15 protein-coding genes are annotated in these 16807 nt (G+C 51.7%); all 15 read right to left on the bottom strand.

Annotated features, from left to right (window positions below; translation table 11 throughout):
• Positions 1-20: 20 nt before the first annotated feature.
• The 15 genes from QBE55_05405 to QBE55_05335 all read right to left on the bottom strand — a co-directional run bounded on the left by QBE55_05405 (position 21) and on the right by QBE55_05335 (position 16805).
• Positions 21-509, bottom strand: a complete 489-nt coding sequence (locus QBE55_05405) for a hypothetical protein (GenBank protein ID WZL79574.1) — start codon at positions 507-509, stop codon at positions 21-23.
• A gap of 35 nt (positions 510-544) precedes the next feature.
• Positions 545-1600, bottom strand: coding sequence for a glycosyltransferase family 2 protein (locus QBE55_05400; GenBank protein ID WZL79573.1), 1056 nt, complete (start codon positions 1598-1600; stop codon positions 545-547).
• A gap of 53 nt (positions 1601-1653) precedes the next feature.
• Positions 1654-2634 carry a YbhN family protein gene (locus tag QBE55_05395; protein ID WZL79572.1) on the bottom strand — a complete coding sequence of 327 codons (981 nt, stop codon included), beginning with the start codon at positions 2632-2634 and terminating at the stop codon, positions 1654-1656.
• Positions 2624-3679 carry a glycosyltransferase gene (locus QBE55_05390; GenBank protein WZL79571.1) on the bottom strand — a complete coding sequence of 352 codons (1056 nt, stop codon included), beginning with the start codon at positions 3677-3679 and terminating at the stop codon, positions 2624-2626. The genes QBE55_05395 and QBE55_05390 overlap by 11 nt, the downstream gene beginning before the upstream one ends.
• Positions 3680-4675 carry a dTDP-glucose 4,6-dehydratase gene (gene rfbB / locus QBE55_05385; GenBank protein ID WZL79874.1) on the bottom strand — a complete coding sequence of 332 codons (996 nt, stop codon included), beginning with the start codon at positions 4673-4675 and terminating at the stop codon, positions 3680-3682. It abuts the gene before it with no gap.
• Between the two features lie 47 nt (positions 4676-4722).
• Positions 4723-5304 (bottom strand): dTDP-4-dehydrorhamnose 3,5-epimerase, encoded by a 582-nt coding sequence (rfbC, locus tag QBE55_05380; GenBank protein ID WZL79570.1) that lies wholly within the window; start codon positions 5302-5304, stop codon positions 4723-4725.
• 32 nt (positions 5305-5336) lie between these two features.
• On the bottom strand, positions 5337-6095 hold the full coding sequence (locus tag QBE55_05375; protein WZL79569.1) for a sugar phosphate nucleotidyltransferase: 759 nt from the start codon (positions 6093-6095) through the stop codon (positions 5337-5339).
• 100 nt (positions 6096-6195) lie between these two features.
• On the bottom strand, positions 6196-7056 hold the full coding sequence (gene rfbD, locus QBE55_05370) for a dTDP-4-dehydrorhamnose reductase (protein ID WZL79568.1): 861 nt from the start codon (positions 7054-7056) through the stop codon (positions 6196-6198).
• 30 nt (positions 7057-7086) lie between these two features.
• The gene (locus QBE55_05365; protein ID WZL79567.1) at positions 7087-9717 is read right to left on the bottom strand and encodes a glycosyltransferase family 39 protein; all 2631 of its coding nucleotides are present in this window, start codon (positions 9715-9717) and stop codon (positions 7087-7089) included.
• Positions 9718-9764: 47 nt separating this feature from the next.
• Positions 9765-10973 (bottom strand): glycosyltransferase family 4 protein, encoded by a 1209-nt coding sequence (locus QBE55_05360; protein WZL79566.1) that lies wholly within the window; start codon positions 10971-10973, stop codon positions 9765-9767.
• Positions 10960-12042, bottom strand: a complete 1083-nt coding sequence (locus QBE55_05355; GenBank protein WZL79565.1) for a glycosyltransferase family 4 protein — start codon at positions 12040-12042, stop codon at positions 10960-10962. The genes QBE55_05360 and QBE55_05355 overlap by 14 nt, the downstream gene beginning before the upstream one ends.
• A 16-nt stretch (positions 12043-12058) precedes the next feature.
• A complete protein-coding gene (locus tag QBE55_05350; GenBank protein ID WZL79564.1) occupies positions 12059-13246 on the bottom strand; it encodes a glycosyltransferase family 4 protein in 1188 nt (395 codons plus the stop codon).
• Between the two features lie 18 nt (positions 13247-13264).
• Entirely contained in the window at positions 13265-14689 is a 1425-nt protein-coding gene (locus tag QBE55_05345; protein WZL79563.1) for a methyltransferase domain-containing protein, read from the bottom strand.
• Between the two features lie 77 nt (positions 14690-14766).
• Positions 14767-16029, bottom strand: a complete 1263-nt coding sequence (locus QBE55_05340) for an ABC transporter ATP-binding protein (protein ID WZL79562.1) — start codon at positions 16027-16029, stop codon at positions 14767-14769.
• A 2-nt stretch (positions 16030-16031) separates the two neighbouring features.
• Positions 16032-16805 (bottom strand): ABC transporter permease, encoded by a 774-nt coding sequence (locus QBE55_05335; GenBank protein WZL79561.1) that lies wholly within the window; start codon positions 16803-16805, stop codon positions 16032-16034.
• Positions 16806-16807: the final 2 nt, after the last annotated feature.

Raw genomic sequence — 16807 nt, 5'->3', positions numbered from 1 at the left:
CCGACCGGACCCGGCCTTCCTCATTCCCCTGAAACTTCCATCGGAAGTTTCAGGGGCTCTGCTCCCTGATCGGCGAACCAGGTGACCCCCTCGCAGACCATATCCACTTCCAAAGTGTATTTGCCTGTCTGCTCCGGAGCCAATACCTTTAAATCCAACGTAGCCTCTCCCCCTGATGGAAGGATTTTGGGCAGGGCTGTCCGTTCTCCTTCCCCGGCAATGGGTTCCCCGGACTGCGTAAGGTGATAGGACAGGAACACCGCTCCTTCGCCTTCTGAGGACCAGGACAGGGAACCGGTATTCCGGACGGTAACAGGAACGGTGATTCCTTCTCCGGACACTGCTGTAATATTTCGCGCCGTACTGGTGTATTCCGCCAGATACTGGCCCGGTTTCAACTCCCCGGAGTTGTATTTTTCCGATGCGATCTGCGCACCCCAATAAAGCAGGCCTATGATTGCCAGCGGAATAATCAAATATAAGGCGATCCGATTCCATATCTTCCGCATTCTGGTTCCATCCCCTCCGCAATACTTCAAAACTGTTACTGCTGACTTTCCCTGTCCGTGCTATTTTGCGCCCCGGCATATTTTTCATCCGCCTTTTCATCCACCCAGGCGATCTTTTTCCGCTGCTCTTCCTGTTGCTCAAAGGGGATCAGGTGGTCATACTCAATCCGTTTCAGGCGGAAAAGCAGTTCGTTGTTGATCTTGCGGTTTGCAGCAATGGCATCGGCCAACAGTCCGAATACCCCCATCTGGATTCCGGTCAGGATCAAGATGGCAACCAGGATCAGGGACTGAACGTGGCCACTGCCTTCGCCGATGCCGAGAAAGTACAGATACCGTATCCCCAGTACCAGGCCCAGCAACAGGCAAATGGCGCTCAGGGTCAGAAAGATCTTCAGGGGCCGGTACATGGAATAGGTCCGGATAATGGTACTGCCGGATCGTTTCATATAGCTTCCCATGTTTTTGAATAGCCGGGATTCCCTCAGCTTTTCATTGGTGCCGATGGGGACATTGTCAATGGCCGTTTTGGTACGGCCCGCTTCAATCAGGGTCTCCAGGGTATAGGAATATTCCGATACGACATTGAGATTCATGGCGGCAGAACGGCTGTATGCCCGGAATCCGCTGGCAGCATCAATGACATTGCTGTCGGAGGCTTTCCGGACCACCCAGCTTCCCAGCTTCTGCAAGCGCTTTTTCATGGGAGAAAAATGCTCTATGGTATCCGTCTGACGGTCTCCCACCACGACTTCCGCCCTGCCTTCCAGAATGGGCTGTACCAGATCCACGATATCCTGCCCCTTGTACTGGTTATCCCCATCCGTATTGACAATGATATCCGCTCCCAGCCGGAGACAGGCATCAATGCCGGCCATGAAGCCTTTGGCAAGGCCGCGGTTGTTGGGAAAACTTACAATATGATGAATTCCCAGTTCCCTTGCCACCTCCACGGTCCGGTCCGTGCTTCCGTCATTGATGATCAGATATTCCAACTGATCCACTCCCGGGATTTCCTTCGGAAGGTCCCCAAATGTAATGGGCAATGTTTTTTCCTCATTATAGCAAGGAATTTGAATAATCAGCTTCATAACTCTTCTTCCTTTCCAGATATTTCAACAGGTATGACAGAGAGGATAGTATCCTACCTGCGTTTTTCCATGATCATTCCGGTTCCAAAAGCAGCCACATCCGCCAAAACCGATACAAACCGATGCACCAGCGCTGCTGCCAGGGTAACTTCCTTTCCGTAAACAGGGGAAAGCGTCCACAGCAGGACCGCTTCCTTCACCCCGATGCCGCCCGGCGCTCCGGGTGTAATAAATCCTGCAAACCAGGACAAAACCGACGAACTGATGACAGCAACAATATTCTCCGGTCCCAGGCTGACATGAAAAATGCCGGTCAGGATGAACGCCATCACAATGCCCTGAATCAGAAACGTACCGGTATAGAGAAAGAAATTCAGGGCCAGCACTTTCAGGAATCCGGGTGTAACCAGCAGCTTCATCTTATCCTGCAAATCCTTCCGCTTCCGGAAGAGATAAAGTATCCCTGCTGCCGCAACAAGAAGCACCGCCAAAATTGCAATCGGAATGATCGGCCTGGACGCCCCATTCCGGATGGCATCCTTCACCACACCCATAAACTGCCGGTGAGCAAACAGAATCAGAAAAACAGCGGCACTGAGCAGGATCATCATTATCTCCAGCACACTGCTCAGGAGGATATCCCCCTGGCCCCATCCCAGCCGGCCTCCAAGCATATTCCGACCGGCATAGTGCATGACATTGCCCGGCAGATACTTTGCAACGTTTGCCTTGACATAGACCTTGAAAACTTCTCCGAATCCAATGGCCTGTCCATGGATTGCGGACAGGATATTCCGCCAGGCATAGGCGGAAAGGATCACGGAGCCGGCGGTTACCATGGTAAACAGCAGACTCAGGACAACAGCCTGCAGAGGATGTTCGATGCGAAGCGAAGAGAGATCCATCTGAAGAATTTCCCGGATGATAAATCCGAAGGAAAGAATCATAAGGGCAATACCAATCCATTTGCTCCAATTCTTCCCGTTCTTCTTATCTGTCCCACTCTTCCTGTTCTCTTCGTTCCTATTCATCATTGTCTTCCTCCGCTCCTCTGTTCCCGTAACGGACCCTTTCCCCGGAAAGAGCCTGCCAAGCCCGAAGAATCGTATCCCTCAGCGCAGAAGAATCTCCCATCTTTGTATAGAAAACCGTTCGGCCGTCTTCCTGATACCGTTCCCGGTTCGCCGGGTTTTCTCCCAGCACCACCGGCTTTTCCATGGCACGGTAAATATAGGTCTTGCCGGCAATGGTCCGCCTCGCCTTGTCGATCCGGCTGTTGAAGTGGCCCGCCAGGCAGAGATCCGCCGTGGCAATGGCCTCTGCCAGCTTTTCCTGCTCCAGCCACTCCACAAACTCAATATTGGAGGAGGAAGCCTGCGCTTTCTGCTCCGCACGGACCGGTCCAATCAGGAGAAAGGCAATCTCCGGCCGGTCCTTCAGCAGGTTTGCCGCCTCCACAATAGTCTCCACGCCCTGCAAGGGAAGAATGCTTCCAAAATATAGCACGAGAAACCGATCCCGATACCGGGCCGGTTTGGGTAATTTCCTTGGATAGTATATGGAAGTATCTGCCGCAAGGTACAGGACTTCCATCTTCTCCGGGGCTGCACCCAGCTCCTTCACAAAATATTCCGCATCGGTCCGTGTGTCCGCTATAATATGATCCGCACGCCGCAGGGCTTTCCGGTCCACCCATCGCAGGAACCGCGCAGGCAGTCCCCCCTGCCGGAAACGCTGCCGGTCAAACACCAGGGTATCGTAGAGGGAAATGAAAAAGTCCATGACAACAATCTTCCCGCGAAACAAAAAGGAAAAAAACGGGATCAGAATCTGCGGCAGGAATCCGATGAAAATGACATCAAAGTCCTCCTTTTTCATACGGAGCAAGCCGGGCAGAACGGTTTTCAGCCTTGCCGGATAGCCTTTGGCAGTGGATCCCAGTATCGTCAGTTTGCCGCCATATTCCCGGATCAGATGGATCTCCTGCTGGATCCGGATATAATCCAAATTCTTCGTGGCCAGGCAGAGCACCCGCTTTCCCCTTACCAGATCCTGCAGACGATGCCCTTCCGCGGCCATCTATATATCCTGCTTTCTGCGGTATTCCCCGGTGCGGATCCGATCCAGCCATTTCGTATGGCTGCAGTACCAGTCTATGGTTTTCTCCATGCTGGAGGCAAAGTCATACATGGGCTTCCATCCCAGCTCCTTCTGAATCCTGCCGGAATCGATGGCATATCTCCTGTCATGCCCGGGCCGGTCCCGGACAAAGGAAATCAGGCTGCGCGGCTTTCCCAGCTTTTCAAGAATCAAATCAACAATCTCCATATTGGTTCTTTCATTGTTGCCGCCTACATTATACACCCGTCCGCTTTCTCCGCAGCGCAGCACCCTGTCTATGGCACGGCAGTGATCCTCCACATAAAGCCAGTCGCGGATATTCTGTCCGTCTCCGTAGACCGGCAGGGGCTGATCCTCCATGGCATGGGAGATCATCAGGGGAATCAGTTTTTCCGGGAACTGCCGTGGCCCGTAGTTATTGGAACATCGGGTGACGTTGACGTTCAGGCCAAAGGTCCTATGATAGGCGCGGACCAGCAGATCCGCCCCGGCCTTGCTGGCGGAATAGGGGCTGTTTGGGGCAAGGCAGCTCTCTTCCGTAAAATATCCTTTCTGCCCCAGGGTGCCGTACACTTCATCCGTGGAAACCTGCAGATATTTCTTTACCTGATATTCCCTTGCGGCATCCAGCAGGACCCGGGTCCCCATGACATTGGTCCGAACAAAGATCCCCGGGTCGGTGATACACCGGTCCACATGGGATTCCGCTGCAAAATTGACAATGGCGTCGACTCCCTCTTTCACGATGCCGTTCACCGTTTCCTCATCCGTAATGTCTCCATGACAGAAGGTGTAGCGGCATCCATCGGGCAGCCCCTCCAGATTGTCCGGATTTCCGGCATAGGTCAGCGCATCCAGATTCAGGACCGTGATCTCCGGATACGTCTCAAACAGATATCGGATAAAATTACTGCCGATGAAACCCGCTCCGCCTGTTACCAGCAGTTTTTGAATTTCCATCTCATCTCTCCTCTGTACTTTGTTGCCGAATTTCCATTTCCTCAAACATTCCCTGGATCTTTCTGTTTTCCGCTGAAATGTAAATCCCGGAAGTGCGGCAGCTTCTTGTCCTTTTCGGAAAGGAAGAATTCCCCGATCCCTTCCGTTGGCCATTTTACGCCGATGTCCGGATCCTTCCACAGGAACCCTCCCTGATCCTCCGGATGATAATAATCCGTGCACTTATAAAGGAAGCGGGCATGCCCGGACAAGACCAGAAATCCATGGGCAAAGCCGGTCGGGATATACATCTGTATCCGGTTGTCCCCGGACAGGATCCGGCCGAACCATTTCCCACAGGTGGAGGATTCCGGTCGGATGTCCACCACAGCGTCAAACACTTCCCCCTGGACAACACGGACCAGCTTTCCCTGGGGATGCCGGATCTGAAAGTGAAGTCCCCGTAAGGTCCCCTTCCGGGACCAGGATTCATTGTCCTGAACAAACTCCATATCCAGCCCTGCATCCCGGAACTCCCTGGACTCATACGTTTCCATAAAACTTCCCCTGGAATCGGGAAACAAAGCCGGTTCCACAAAATACAGGCCTTCCAGCGGCCCTTTTTCAAAACGGAATTTACCCATTCTTTTTCCCTCTTTTCTTTCCAGTCATCCTCTCATCCTCGTCCCTGCTGCGCATGAGCTTTTTCATCCATCAGGGAAAGATCCATTCCTTCCGCCATTTCATTTGCCCGTTTCAGGGACGGGAAAGTACCGGCATCCGACCACCATCCGGGAAGCATGTCATAGGTCATCTGACCGGCCCGGATATAGTAATTGTTGACATCCGTAATCTCCAGTTCGCCACGGGCAGATGGCTTCAGGGTCCGGATGATATCAAACACCTGACTGTCATACATATAGATACCGGTTACGGCGAAATTGGTTTTCGGATGCTTCGGCTTTTCTTCAATATTGACAATGTGCTCCCCGTCAATTTCCGCAACGCCGAAACGATCCGGATCCGAAACCTGCCGGATCAGAACCTTTGCGCCTTTCTCCTGCTGCTGAAAATGACGGACATAAGAGGCAATGCTTCCGGAAAAAATATTGTCGCCCAGTATCACCACACAGCGGTCCCCACCGGCAAAATTCTCCGCCAGGCCCAGTGCCTGCGCGATTCCTCCCGCCTGATCCTGCACCTTGAAGGTAAACCGCAGGTCATAATCATAACCGCTGCCCAGCAATGCGACCACGTCTCCCATATGCTCCCGACCGGTCACCACCAGGATTTCCCCGATCCCGGCCTCTTTCATACGGGATATGGGATAAAAAATCATGGGATATTTTCCGACCGGAAGCAGATGCTTATTGGTTACTTTCGTAAGGGGATACAGCCTGGAGCCGGTCCCTCCCGCCAATATAATACCTTTCATTTGCAAAAGCCCCTTTCCATCCTGCCGTCTTTCCGTTATCCTGTCAATGTTCCGGCAGATCTGTATGGATTGTTTCATTCCGCGGCCCGGTACGGACCGCCTAATCGCATAAGTAATTTCGTATGGCATCCTGCCAGGAGGCAAAACGGATTTTCGTTGTCTGATCCAGCAGATAATTCTCCAGCACGGAATACGCGGGCCGTCTGGCCGGCGTGGGGTAATCCTCCGTGGATATGGGAAGGACCTCTTTCCGGATCCCTTTCAGCCGGTAGATTTCCTTTGTGAAATCATACCAGGTGCAGGCTCCCTCACAGGTGCCGTGGTACAGTCCATATTGTCCGGTCCGGATCAGCGCAAGAATTGCCTTTGCCAGCTCATCCGCACTGGTCGGGCTCCCTGTCTGATCGTCCACCACCCGTACGGGATCCTTCCCGGAAGCCAGACGAAGCATGGTCCGTACAAAATTATGTCCTTCTCCATACAGCCATGCGGTCCGGATAATGTAATGCCGGGGATTGTGCTGCATGGTCATGAGTTCTCCCAGGCGTTTGGTCCGGCCATAAACGGTCTGCGGCGAAATGGGATCCGATTCCCGATAGGGCCGCAATCTCCCGTCCCTGTCCTTCGCCCCGCTGCCGTCGAAAACATAATCCGTGGAGATCTGTACCATGGGAATCCCAAGATCAAAACTTGCAATGGACAGATTTTTCGGACCCACCGCATTGACCAGGAAGGCCCGGTCTGCATCAGATTCGGCCTGATCCACCGCCGTATAGGCCGCACAATTGATGAGGATATCCGGCTTTGCCTCACGCACCAGACGAATCACCTCGTCCAGCACGGTAATATCTGCATCCGCAAGATCAACCGGTATAAACCGCATCGACGAATCCTTGCCGGCATACCGCATCAGCGCATGTCCCAGTTGTCCCTTTGCCCCTGTGATCAATATGGTTTCCATAATAGCTGCATTCCTCCGTCCTGCCGGATTTCACCGGACTTTCTTCAGCATCATTCCATCCACCGTCAGGGAAACGCCTTCTCCGGCATAAACCCGGAATTCCACATCCTTTTCCTCCTGATCCAGGGTAAAGGACAGGGTACCGGAAAGCTTCCCGCCGTTCGAAAAGTCCGTCAGATTCCCCAGGCTCACCTTCTGTCCGCCCTGACGGCAGACAATATCGATAAATCCCGTTTTCTCATCCGCATCTTCCTCCGAATGAGGTTTTCCTGCCTTACTGCCCTGTTTCATTCCACTGCTGTCCGCAGCACTTGCTGCCGTGTCCCTGCTGATTCCCTGGTGAGCCTCCGGCAGCTTTCCTGAAAAGGACAATTCATAGGTACCGGCCGACAGGGAGGTATAGTTGCCAAACAGCAAAAATCCGGCCTGTCCGTTGGAAGTTATACTGCCCCCGTCTGGAACACCGTTTCGTGTCTCAAAGTCGGCAGGCAGGCTGTACGTATAATACAGGTTTTCAGGGGAATAGTCAAGACGACGGACGCCAGCGTCGTAGTCCCGCGGAACCACCTTTTCCGGATAATGCCCACGGCTTTGTTCCGGATAGAATCCCCTGATCCATTCATCATGCACGCGGGACAAAGATATACCGTTTCGGAACATAAAATCGACCTGTTTGTAATTTGGCCAGCCAACTCCATAAATGGATCCTTCCTCCTTTATGAAATCTGCCATCGGCTGCGAAAAGCCTCCCTCCTTCAACAGATACACTTTCTTTCCATTGATATAGGTCAGGGGAGAAGCCAGTTGAACGTCTTCCGCAAATGCCGGCGTGTCCTCCGGTATTGCTCTGGCCACCTTCTCAAACTGTGCCCCATATCCTTTGAACATACTCTGAAAGAGAAACAATCCGGATTGCGACAGCGAAAAAATGAATAACGAAAAAACAACGGCGTTCTTGATCCAACGATTCCAACTTCTCCCGTAAAATCTAATTTTCTGTATTCCATAAACCGCCATAAGAAGGACCACCGGGATGTTGACCGTAATCCACCTTCGGGACGCCCAGGGATGATCCGGAGTAATACTGGGCTGGTACGTATAGATCAAAATACTGGCAGCAGAAATGGCAATAAAAATCAGATAAGGGTGTATCCCCTTTCCCCGTATGATGTGATAAACACCCAGAAAACCAAAAAGCATGGCAATCTGAGGAACATAGAAGCCGAATTCCAACAAGGAATGGGTTCTGAAATATTCCTCTGTGCCGACTTCAAATCCGCCTGTAAAATAGAGTGGGCGAATAAAGGAAGCAAACAGGAACAGGGCAAACAGAACACAGGTGAACCACTGGGGAAGCCTTCGCCGTTTCAACCGCATGCTACAGAAAAACAGAGGACGAAACGTATCCGGCTTCCGGTCGATAATAAGTTTCCGGATCAGAAAAGCCAGGGGGATCAGCAGGACGAAAGCAGCGTTGGCCAGCAGCAGCATCTTTAAAGAACCAATCACCCACAGATCCCGGTAATAGGGCGCACTGTACCGGAATCCGTACAACACGGATAATACCATACCAACGGTATACCACAGCGATGTGGTAAGATAAAACCGGCTTTTCCCCCGGTGGACCAGAATAATGTACGCAGTACAGAGATAAATCCCCAGTCCGAATATGTAAGTGTCAATCCGATTGAAACAGCTGATGCCCATCAAGATTCCGCTGATCGCAGCTGCCTTCCGGTCGTTCCTGCGATATCCCTCCGTAAAGACAGCCATGGCGGCGAAAAACAGAAACTGGGACAGGATTTCCGTCTGGGTAATGCGCGCATTCCAGATCTGGGATGGATTGATGGCCAGCAGCAGCGTTGCCAGCAGGGCGCCTTTTCGCCCGATCAACCCTTTTGCAAACGCATAAAAGGCAATCAGGGACAGAACCGCGATCAGGGCGTTGACCCGCACGGCGCCGTCCACACCGGCCAGAGAAAAGCCAATGGCCAGTACGCTGGGAAACATAGGCAGAAACTGAGGAATGATCTGGCCGGGATCCCTGGAAAGGCCACGCTCAAAGGCGGAATAAAAGCCCGGGTATCCGTTGCGAATCACGTCCTGAAGCCTTTCGTAATTTTCACTGAGATAATTATCATGGATATACAATCCGCCGCTTTGATTGATGTAAGCTCCCTGTATGGTATAGACGCCGGGATCCCGCCCGCCGATAAGATATTCCGTGGGAAAAAGCACATAAAGGAGCAAGGCCGCCAGACAGATCAGAAAAAGGATCAGATGGTACCGATCCGGTTTCTTCCGAAGGAGGGCAGCATCGCCTACAGGTTCCTGCCCCCGACCCGCGCCGACTCCGGCATCGCTGCCGGGCTGTTTTCTGCGCCGCCTGTCCGCCATCCCGGTAAAGAGCAGAGCCAGGCAAAGCAATGCAGCGGTGACCGCCAATATCAAATTTAGATGAACCAGACTGTATTCTCCCAGAATCGTCAGGCCCAGAGCCGCGGCTGCCAGCCAGACAACAACACCGGATACGGAAAGAAAAAGGTTCTCCGGCATACTTTTTCTGTTCTCTTTTTTCGACAAAAGCCAACAGTCAAGAAGGATGCAGACCATCGACAATAATATGAAGGAACCCTTCATGGTTTTCAACACCTTTCCCATGATCGAACCTGCCCGGCGGAAAAGGATTTTCCTCCGGCATCCTGCCTTCAGCCGGAAACCGACTGCGAACGGATGTCCTCCAGCGTTTGATCGATCAATTTTTTGTATTTTGCCATGACACTTTTCCAGGTATAGTGATCATGGATATATTTTACACAATTTTCCTCCATTTTTTCATACATGTCTTTTCTGCCGGTCAGAAGGTGAAGGCATTCTTCAAATTCGTAATAATTGATGTAGTACAGCCCGCCGTTGCTTCGGATACAGTGCCCCTTCAGCACATCGCACTTTCCGTTGACCAGAACCGGCACTCCCAGAGCCATGCTTTCCAGCACCGACATGGACAGGCTCTCAAAGCGGGAAGGAAGGACCAGCAGCCGGGCGGCGGCCATTCCGTTGTATTTGTCCCCGTCACTGACAAAGCCTAAAGGCAGAATGTCCGGATCCCGCGGAATATCCATTGCCGCTTTGCCCATCAGCACCAGTTTGAGATCGGAAGGATGCTCTTTTTTATAGCGCAGGAAATAGTCGAACAGACGGGGTAATCCCTTGGACTCATCCAGTCTGCCCACATAAATGAGAAAATCCCCGGGGATGTGGTATTTCTCCCGGAACGCCCCGGCATCAATCTGTCCGGGCAGGTCGATCCCGATGCCAACCACATCGGACCGCTTGTAGCCGTTATGGAACGTGCGGTTTACCAATTGCTTTTCTTCCTCCGTCAGATAAATCACAGCCCTCGGAAGATGAAAAAACGGATAAAAAATTCCCATATAAATGGAAGGCTCGTTATGGGCCGTCGGTATCAGCATGCTTTTCTCCGGGATCTGTCGGAGTCCGGCGAAGGTGGTGTAATAAAGATAGGTCATAAAAATAAAGATATCATAATTCTCCCGGTTTTGCCGGATATAATCAATCAGTCCGGAGGACAGCGGGCCCTGAAGCTCCATCCATTCCATCTGATCCTTCAGGCTGGCATGCGGATTGTGATATACCCGGGATGACAGCTGGTCAAAACGGCGCCGATCCCTCTCCTGATCCACACGAAACCGCAACACCGGTATCCCATCCACCTGCTGCAGTCCTTCCGGATAATGATTGGCCCAGTCATAATAATCGGTGGCGCAGGTCGTCAAAACCTGCACATCATAATCCTCCGCAAGCTTTCCGGCAATCTGTCTGCAGTACAGCTCGGATCCGCCGTTGATCTCCCTGCCATACCGCTGCACGATCATTGCGATTCTACTTCTGCTCATTTTCTTCACCCAGTATTTCCTTTATATATTCCCGGACGCAGCCGGCCACCCTTTCATAGGAAAAATGCTCCAATCGTTTGGCTTCATTTGCAATCAGCTTATCCCGCAGCACCTGGTCGTGAACAATCCGGTTCAGCAGCTCCGCGGCAATCCCATAATCCTTTTCCTTCAGCAAAACCCCGGCATTGCCCAGGGTATCAGGAATCGCTGTACTGCTGTATGCCAGGATGGGGACCTGGAACAGCATGCTCTCGATCAGGGGCACGCAAAAGCCTTCATGCTCACTCATGCACAAAAATACATCACTGATCCGATAATACGCCAGAATTTCCTCAAAAGGCACCTTTCCGGTAAAGAAGACATCTGCAAGCTCCAGCTTTTCTGTCAGCAGCTGCAGGGCGCCGTAATAACGCTCCATTCCCGTATAGGAGCCCACCAAAAACAGCCGGGAAGTGGGATCCATGTAGTTCCTGTAATAAAAAAAAGTCTTGATGATATCTTCCTGCCTTTTATTCGGCGCGATCCTTCCCAGAAACAAAATATTGGTGCGTCCATCCTGATACTTTGTCAGGATCCTGCGGGACGGTACTTTCCCATAATCCGGATAGGAAATCAGGATCGGCAGGAGATGCACATTCCGATACCCATATTGTGAAAGTTCCCTGCAGTTGTACTCCGAATCCCCGAAAGCCCAGTCGAAGGTGTCCTTCATCATGGCCAGCTGCCGGCGCCCTTCCCTTAAAATCCGGTAATCCCGCCAGCTGTAATCCCGCATAAACTCCGGCGGCGTAATGTTGTGATAAATCATTACTTTCCGGAAAGACGGCATCTTCATCACATCCCGGGACAAGCTGGTACCGGTGGACATATGATAAATCAGGATATCCTTTCCGGAATTCCGATATCTATCCATATGCTTTACCTTTCCCTGTGCGCCGCGGCCTATGTTCTGGGCATAAATCTCCGTTTCCAGATTCATCTGCTTCAGAATGTCAGCCAGGGCAAGAGCGTGATTGCTGACCGCATCTCCATAGACAACGGTGGGTAAAATCTGAACAATGCGTGGCATCCTGTCTCCCCCCAGCTTAAGTGTACAATTCCTCAATAAATTTCCGATATCTTCCGGTGACGACATCCCAGGCAAAGTTTTCCCCTACGAATCGCCTTCCCTGTCTTCCCAGCTGATCCGCCGTTTCCCTGTGATCCATCAAATATTCCAGGCAGCCTTCAAACTCACGATACCCGTCAAAATAAAGCCCTCCGTTGGACTGTACGCAGAAATCCCGGGTCACTGCGCATTTGCTGTTCGCCAGCACCGGCCGCCGCCCTATCCAGCTTTCCATAATCACAATGGAAAAGCTCTCATTGAAGGAAGGCTGGCACAAAGCAAGCGCAGCGGAACAGGCATTGTATTTATCCTGAATCGGCACGAATCCCAGATCCCGTACCCTGCCCCGGCAGGACGCAGGAATCCCGATCTCTCCCCCTCCGATCAGGACCAGGTCCAGGGGGCAGTCCGGATGCTCCGATAGAAATTCCCCGAAATACTGCAGAAGCAGCGGAACATTCTTGCCGGCATCCTTTCTTCCGGCATAAAGGAGAAAGGGATGTTTCAGTTTATATTTGCGGAAAAAATGCCTGGGATCGGCGGAATAATCCTGCCGGATGCCCAAACCGATCACCTGGCGCTTCTTGCCTTCTATAGAGTAAAGGCGCTCCGCCAGCGTCGCTTCCGGCCGGGAAAGAAAGATCAGTCCGCGGACCTGCCCAAAAATCCTTCGTATCCCGTCCAGATGAGCATAACTTTCATCATGGAGACATGGGATCAGAATGCTCTTTTCCGGACAGGCCGGAATACCGTAATAGGCAGTGCCGAACAGATACGGAATGTGAATAAAGCAATGATAGTCCGATGCATGTTCCCTGATATAGCGGGTTAGATCCGGACTGTGGACCATCTCCCGGAAAAAAATCTCCTCCTCCTGCCGGCGGACCGGCTGACCCCGCATCAATGCGGCATTCACCCGGTCAAACGCGGCCCGGTCCCTGGAAGCGGCCCGAAACCGTCTCACCGGGATACCGCCCACCGTTTCCGTTCCCGGCTTATATACATTCCGGCCCCAGTCACTGGCAAACTCCCGGACACAGGTCGTCAGGATCTCCATGTCCACCCCGTCCTGCTTCAGATGTTTTGCCAGCTCCCGGCAGGCATCCTCCGCCCCGCCCGGAATCTTTTCCCCGTACCATGGAACAACAAAAGCAACTTTCTTCATAACTGTTTTCATCCTGTTCTATTTCCGCGCAATTGCCGCATAGTCCTGCATTCCGAACAGAAGGTCGTTTACCCTTCCCATGGCGGCATTGAACTCCTCTTCGTTCTCGATTCCGCTTCCCCGAAGCGCAGGAATCTTATCCCGGATTTCCGAAAAGTAAATGTTCTCCACGGAAGAAAATCCGGTGGATTTCAGTATAAATTCAAGGGTCAGCGGATGCACGGGTTTTCTGTGCGTCACGTCCATATAAAAGGCATTGGAAAAAATGGCCAGGCACATGGGATTCAGCGTCTCGACGATAAAGACGCCGTCGTCCGCCAGCTTTTCATAAGCCAGCCGGATCAGCCGGATCATGTCCTCATAGGGAAGATGCTCCACCACCTGCCCCATATAAATCCCTTCCAGTTCTCCCTGCGGAACGGACTTCAGATAGGTTACGGCGTCTCCGTATTCCACTGGAAGATGCTTGTCCCTGCAAAACGTGACCATATCCTCATTGATGTCGATTCCCCGGATGCCGGTTTTTCCCTGCTCGGTCAAAAGCTCCACAAACTCGCCCCGGCCGCAACCGATATCCAGAATCCGGTTCTTGCCCTCCAGATATTTCAGGTATTTTCGCTGACTCTCCTTGATTTTTGCCCGGCTGCCCCGGTACTTCATTTCAAACATGAAGTAATCAATACTTTCCTCCGGCTGCTCTGTTTCCCCTGAGGCAAAAGTCTCTGCCCCGGATCCGGAAACAGCTTTCGGAACCGGAGACGTCCCTGTATTTTCCGCTGCCGAAGCTGTCTTTCCTGTCTTGCCGGCTTCCTGCAAATCCGGGCCGCCGGCCGGAGCCGCTTCTGCTGCGGTGCCTGTCTCGTTTCCGGAAATCCTCCGCTTGAGCTGTCTCAGCTTTTCATTCTGCATGATCTGAACATCCTGATACGAATCCGCAAACTGATTCAATCCCCGGATGTTTTCCTCCACCCGGTACAAGGCGCCCCTATAATCGGTTTGCAGCAGCTTTTCCTGCTCCCTATCCTTTTTTTCCAGATCCTGTATCGTCAGCTCCAGTTCAGAGATCCGTTCCTTCTTTTCGTCAAGCTGAGACTGTGTGGCGTTCATCAAATGGACCATGGCTACGTTGAAGTTCCTCTGCTGGTCCACGAAGGGATTCACATACCAGCGAAGCAGTTTCCGTACCACTTTTTTCCCGAACACTAAAATCGGGCCGAGAAATCTGCGATGCGAAGTGATAGGACGTTCCGCCATCACATCCCATGTGGTATTGACCAAAAGCCGGTCATCCTCCATGGTCGGGTTTTCAGGCAGCTCTCCAACTTCATTTGCCAGGGAAAGCGTATCCGGAAAGTCCACTTCCTGTATTCCCCGTTCCTTGATCCGGCTTCGGATTTCTTCCATGATCTTCCGGACATCAACTGTGTCATCCCTGATTTCCATAAAATCTTCCCTTGAATTGTCTTTTTCCATCTCTTCACCCGCTATCTTTCTTTACTGATAATACATACACTCCCGCATCACTTTATGATCCACTGATGCTCCTGCCTGGCGATTCCCGTATCCTTCACCGAAGAGGTTACGGCAAATTCATAGATATTCTTCCGGTAATCATAGGCCCGCCCGTCTTCTGCATGGGATGCTGCATCCAGCCGGTACTTTCCTTCCACCAGGGTAATCCGGTCAATGTGGAAAAAAACCGTGCCCCTGCTGTTCAATGTTTTTATTTTCCGTCCGTCGATATCGGTATTCGTCCCGTAACACGAAACCCCGTCGCTGTTGGAAATCCCGATTCCAAATACGTACCCTTCCATCTCCCTGTGGCGGATATACCCGATTTCAATACAAACCGGCTCTCCGTATTCAAAACTGTATTTTTGTTCCCCATCGGCATTCCGCATCCGCACACTGGTGATTTCCACTTCTTTTCCTCCCCAGCAGTTGGGATCGCTTTCGGGTTTCTCCCGGTCCGCATCTCCTTCCGTCTCTTCGGCGGATTTCCCCCGATGCTGTTCCTGCTCCCGGGCCTGTTCCTCTTTCAGGGTGGCCTCCTGCTTCCGGTTCATGAACTGCATGTATTGATCGATTACCCTTGTTGTGCCGCCTGTCGCCTGAATGGAACCGTCCTCCAGCCATACGGCCCTGTCACAGATCTTTTGAATGCTGGAAAGATCGTGGGATACGATTACGATGGTGGTCCCCCGCTTTTTCAGATCCTTCAACCGATCAAAGCACTTCTTCTGGAAATTCACATCGCCGACTGCCAGAATTTCATCAATCAAAAGAATGTCGGCATTGACATTGATCGCCACGGAAAAGGCCAGACGCATATACATTCCGGAGGAGTAGGTCCGTACAGGCGTATCAATAAACGGAGCCAGCTCGGAAAAAGCAATGATTTCACTCAGCTTCCGGTCAATCTCCTGTTTGGACAGCCCGAAAATGGAAGCATTCATATAGATATTCTCCCGCCCGGTCAAATCGGGATGGAACCCTGCCCCCAATTCCAGCAGACTGGACACCTTTCCCTGAACATCGATGGTGCCCCGGTTGGGATAGATAATCCGTGTCAGGAGCTTCAGCAATGTGCTTTTGCCAGACCCATTCTCGCCCATCAGTCCGACGGATTCCCCCTGCTCCACATGCAGATTCACACCCTTCAGCACCCATCGCTCTTCATAACGATTCCTGCTGCGAAACAGGACCCTTTCCTTCAGGGTGCTTCCCTTATCATGATAAATCCGAAAACTTTTCCAGACATCGGATGCGTTGATCAATTCCAAAATTATATCTCCTCCGCAAAGTTTTTCTGCAGTCTCTGAAATACCAGGTGGCCGAATACCACCAGAAGCATCCCGGCAGCCAGATTGATCCCCAGAACCGTAAAATCCGGTACGATCCCATAATACAGGATATCCCGGAATGCCTGGATAATCGGAGTCATGGGATTCATGAAGAACAGCTTCAGGAATCGCGCAGGAATCATATCCAGCTTATAGACGATGGGAGTAAGGTAAAACCATGCCATGGTTCCGATCTCCAGGATGTGCTCCAGATCCCTGAAATATACATTCAGGGCGGAAAACAACAAAGTGAAGCCCAGGGTCATCACATAAGCCACCAGAAAAACAACCGGCAGGCATACAACGGCAGGTGTGATCCCGATCCCGCTGACAAAAAGAGCGATGAAAACAATGACAAAGCTCAGGATCAGGTTGACAAAGCCGGAGGTTACCACGGATATGGGAACAATTTCCCGTGGAAAATAGATTTTCTTAATCAGTTCCTTATTGTTTACGATGCTTCCCGTTCCGATCATCAGGGAAGTGGAAAAAAAGTTCCACGGAAGCAGGGCAACGAACAGGAACATGGAATAATTGTCAATATCAAGCCGCATAATAGTGGTGAAAATAACAGTATACACCAACAGTTGAAGCAGCGGATTGATGAAGGTCCACAGGAATCCCAGAAAGGACCCCTTGTATCTGGTCCTCAGATCCTTGCGAACCAGATTCTTCAGCATTTCCCGATACTGATACAGTTCCTTGATTGCCTTCAAAG

It is taken from the genome of Eubacteriales bacterium mix99 (assembly GCA_038396605.1).
In the GTDB taxonomy this organism is placed as follows: domain Bacteria; phylum Bacillota; class Clostridia; order Caldicoprobacterales; family DTU083; genus UBA4874.
The sequence above is the reverse complement of the archived record's forward strand: the minus strand, read 5'-3'. Positions and strand labels throughout refer to the sequence as shown.

Bases quoted from the DNA above. Each gene is read 5' to 3' on its own strand.
- rfbC (WZL79570.1), bottom strand. From the start codon at position 5,304: ATGGGTAAATTCCGTTTTGAAAAAGGGCCGCTGGAAGGCCTGTATTTT.
- QBE55_05375 (WZL79569.1), bottom strand. From the start codon at position 6,095: ATGAAAGGTATTATATTGGCGGGAGGGACCGGCTCCAGGCTGTATCCC.
- QBE55_05350 (WZL79564.1), bottom strand. From the start codon at position 13,246: ATGAAGAAAGTTGCTTTTGTTGTTCCATGGTACGGGGAAAAGATTCCG.
- QBE55_05390 (WZL79571.1), bottom strand. From the start codon at position 3,679: ATGGCCGCGGAAGGGCATCGTCTGCAGGATCTGGTAAGGGGAAAGCGG.
- QBE55_05345 (WZL79563.1), bottom strand. From the start codon at position 14,689: ATGGAAATCAGGGATGACACAGTTGATGTCCGGAAGATCATGGAAGAA.
- rfbD (WZL79568.1), bottom strand. From the start codon at position 7,056: ATGGAAACCATATTGATCACAGGGGCAAAGGGACAACTGGGACATGCG.
- QBE55_05400 (WZL79573.1), bottom strand. From the start codon at position 1,600: ATGAAGCTGATTATTCAAATTCCTTGCTATAATGAGGAAAAAACATTG.
- QBE55_05405 (WZL79574.1), bottom strand. From the start codon at position 509: ATGCGGAAGATATGGAATCGGATCGCCTTATATTTGATTATTCCGCTG.
- QBE55_05365 (WZL79567.1), bottom strand. From the start codon at position 9,717: ATGGGAAAGGTGTTGAAAACCATGAAGGGTTCCTTCATATTATTGTCG.
- QBE55_05355 (WZL79565.1), bottom strand. From the start codon at position 12,042: ATGCCACGCATTGTTCAGATTTTACCCACCGTTGTCTATGGAGATGCG.
- QBE55_05360 (WZL79566.1), bottom strand. From the start codon at position 10,973: ATGAGCAGAAGTAGAATCGCAATGATCGTGCAGCGGTATGGCAGGGAG.
- QBE55_05395 (WZL79572.1), bottom strand. From the start codon at position 2,634: ATGATGAATAGGAACGAAGAGAACAGGAAGAGTGGGACAGATAAGAAG.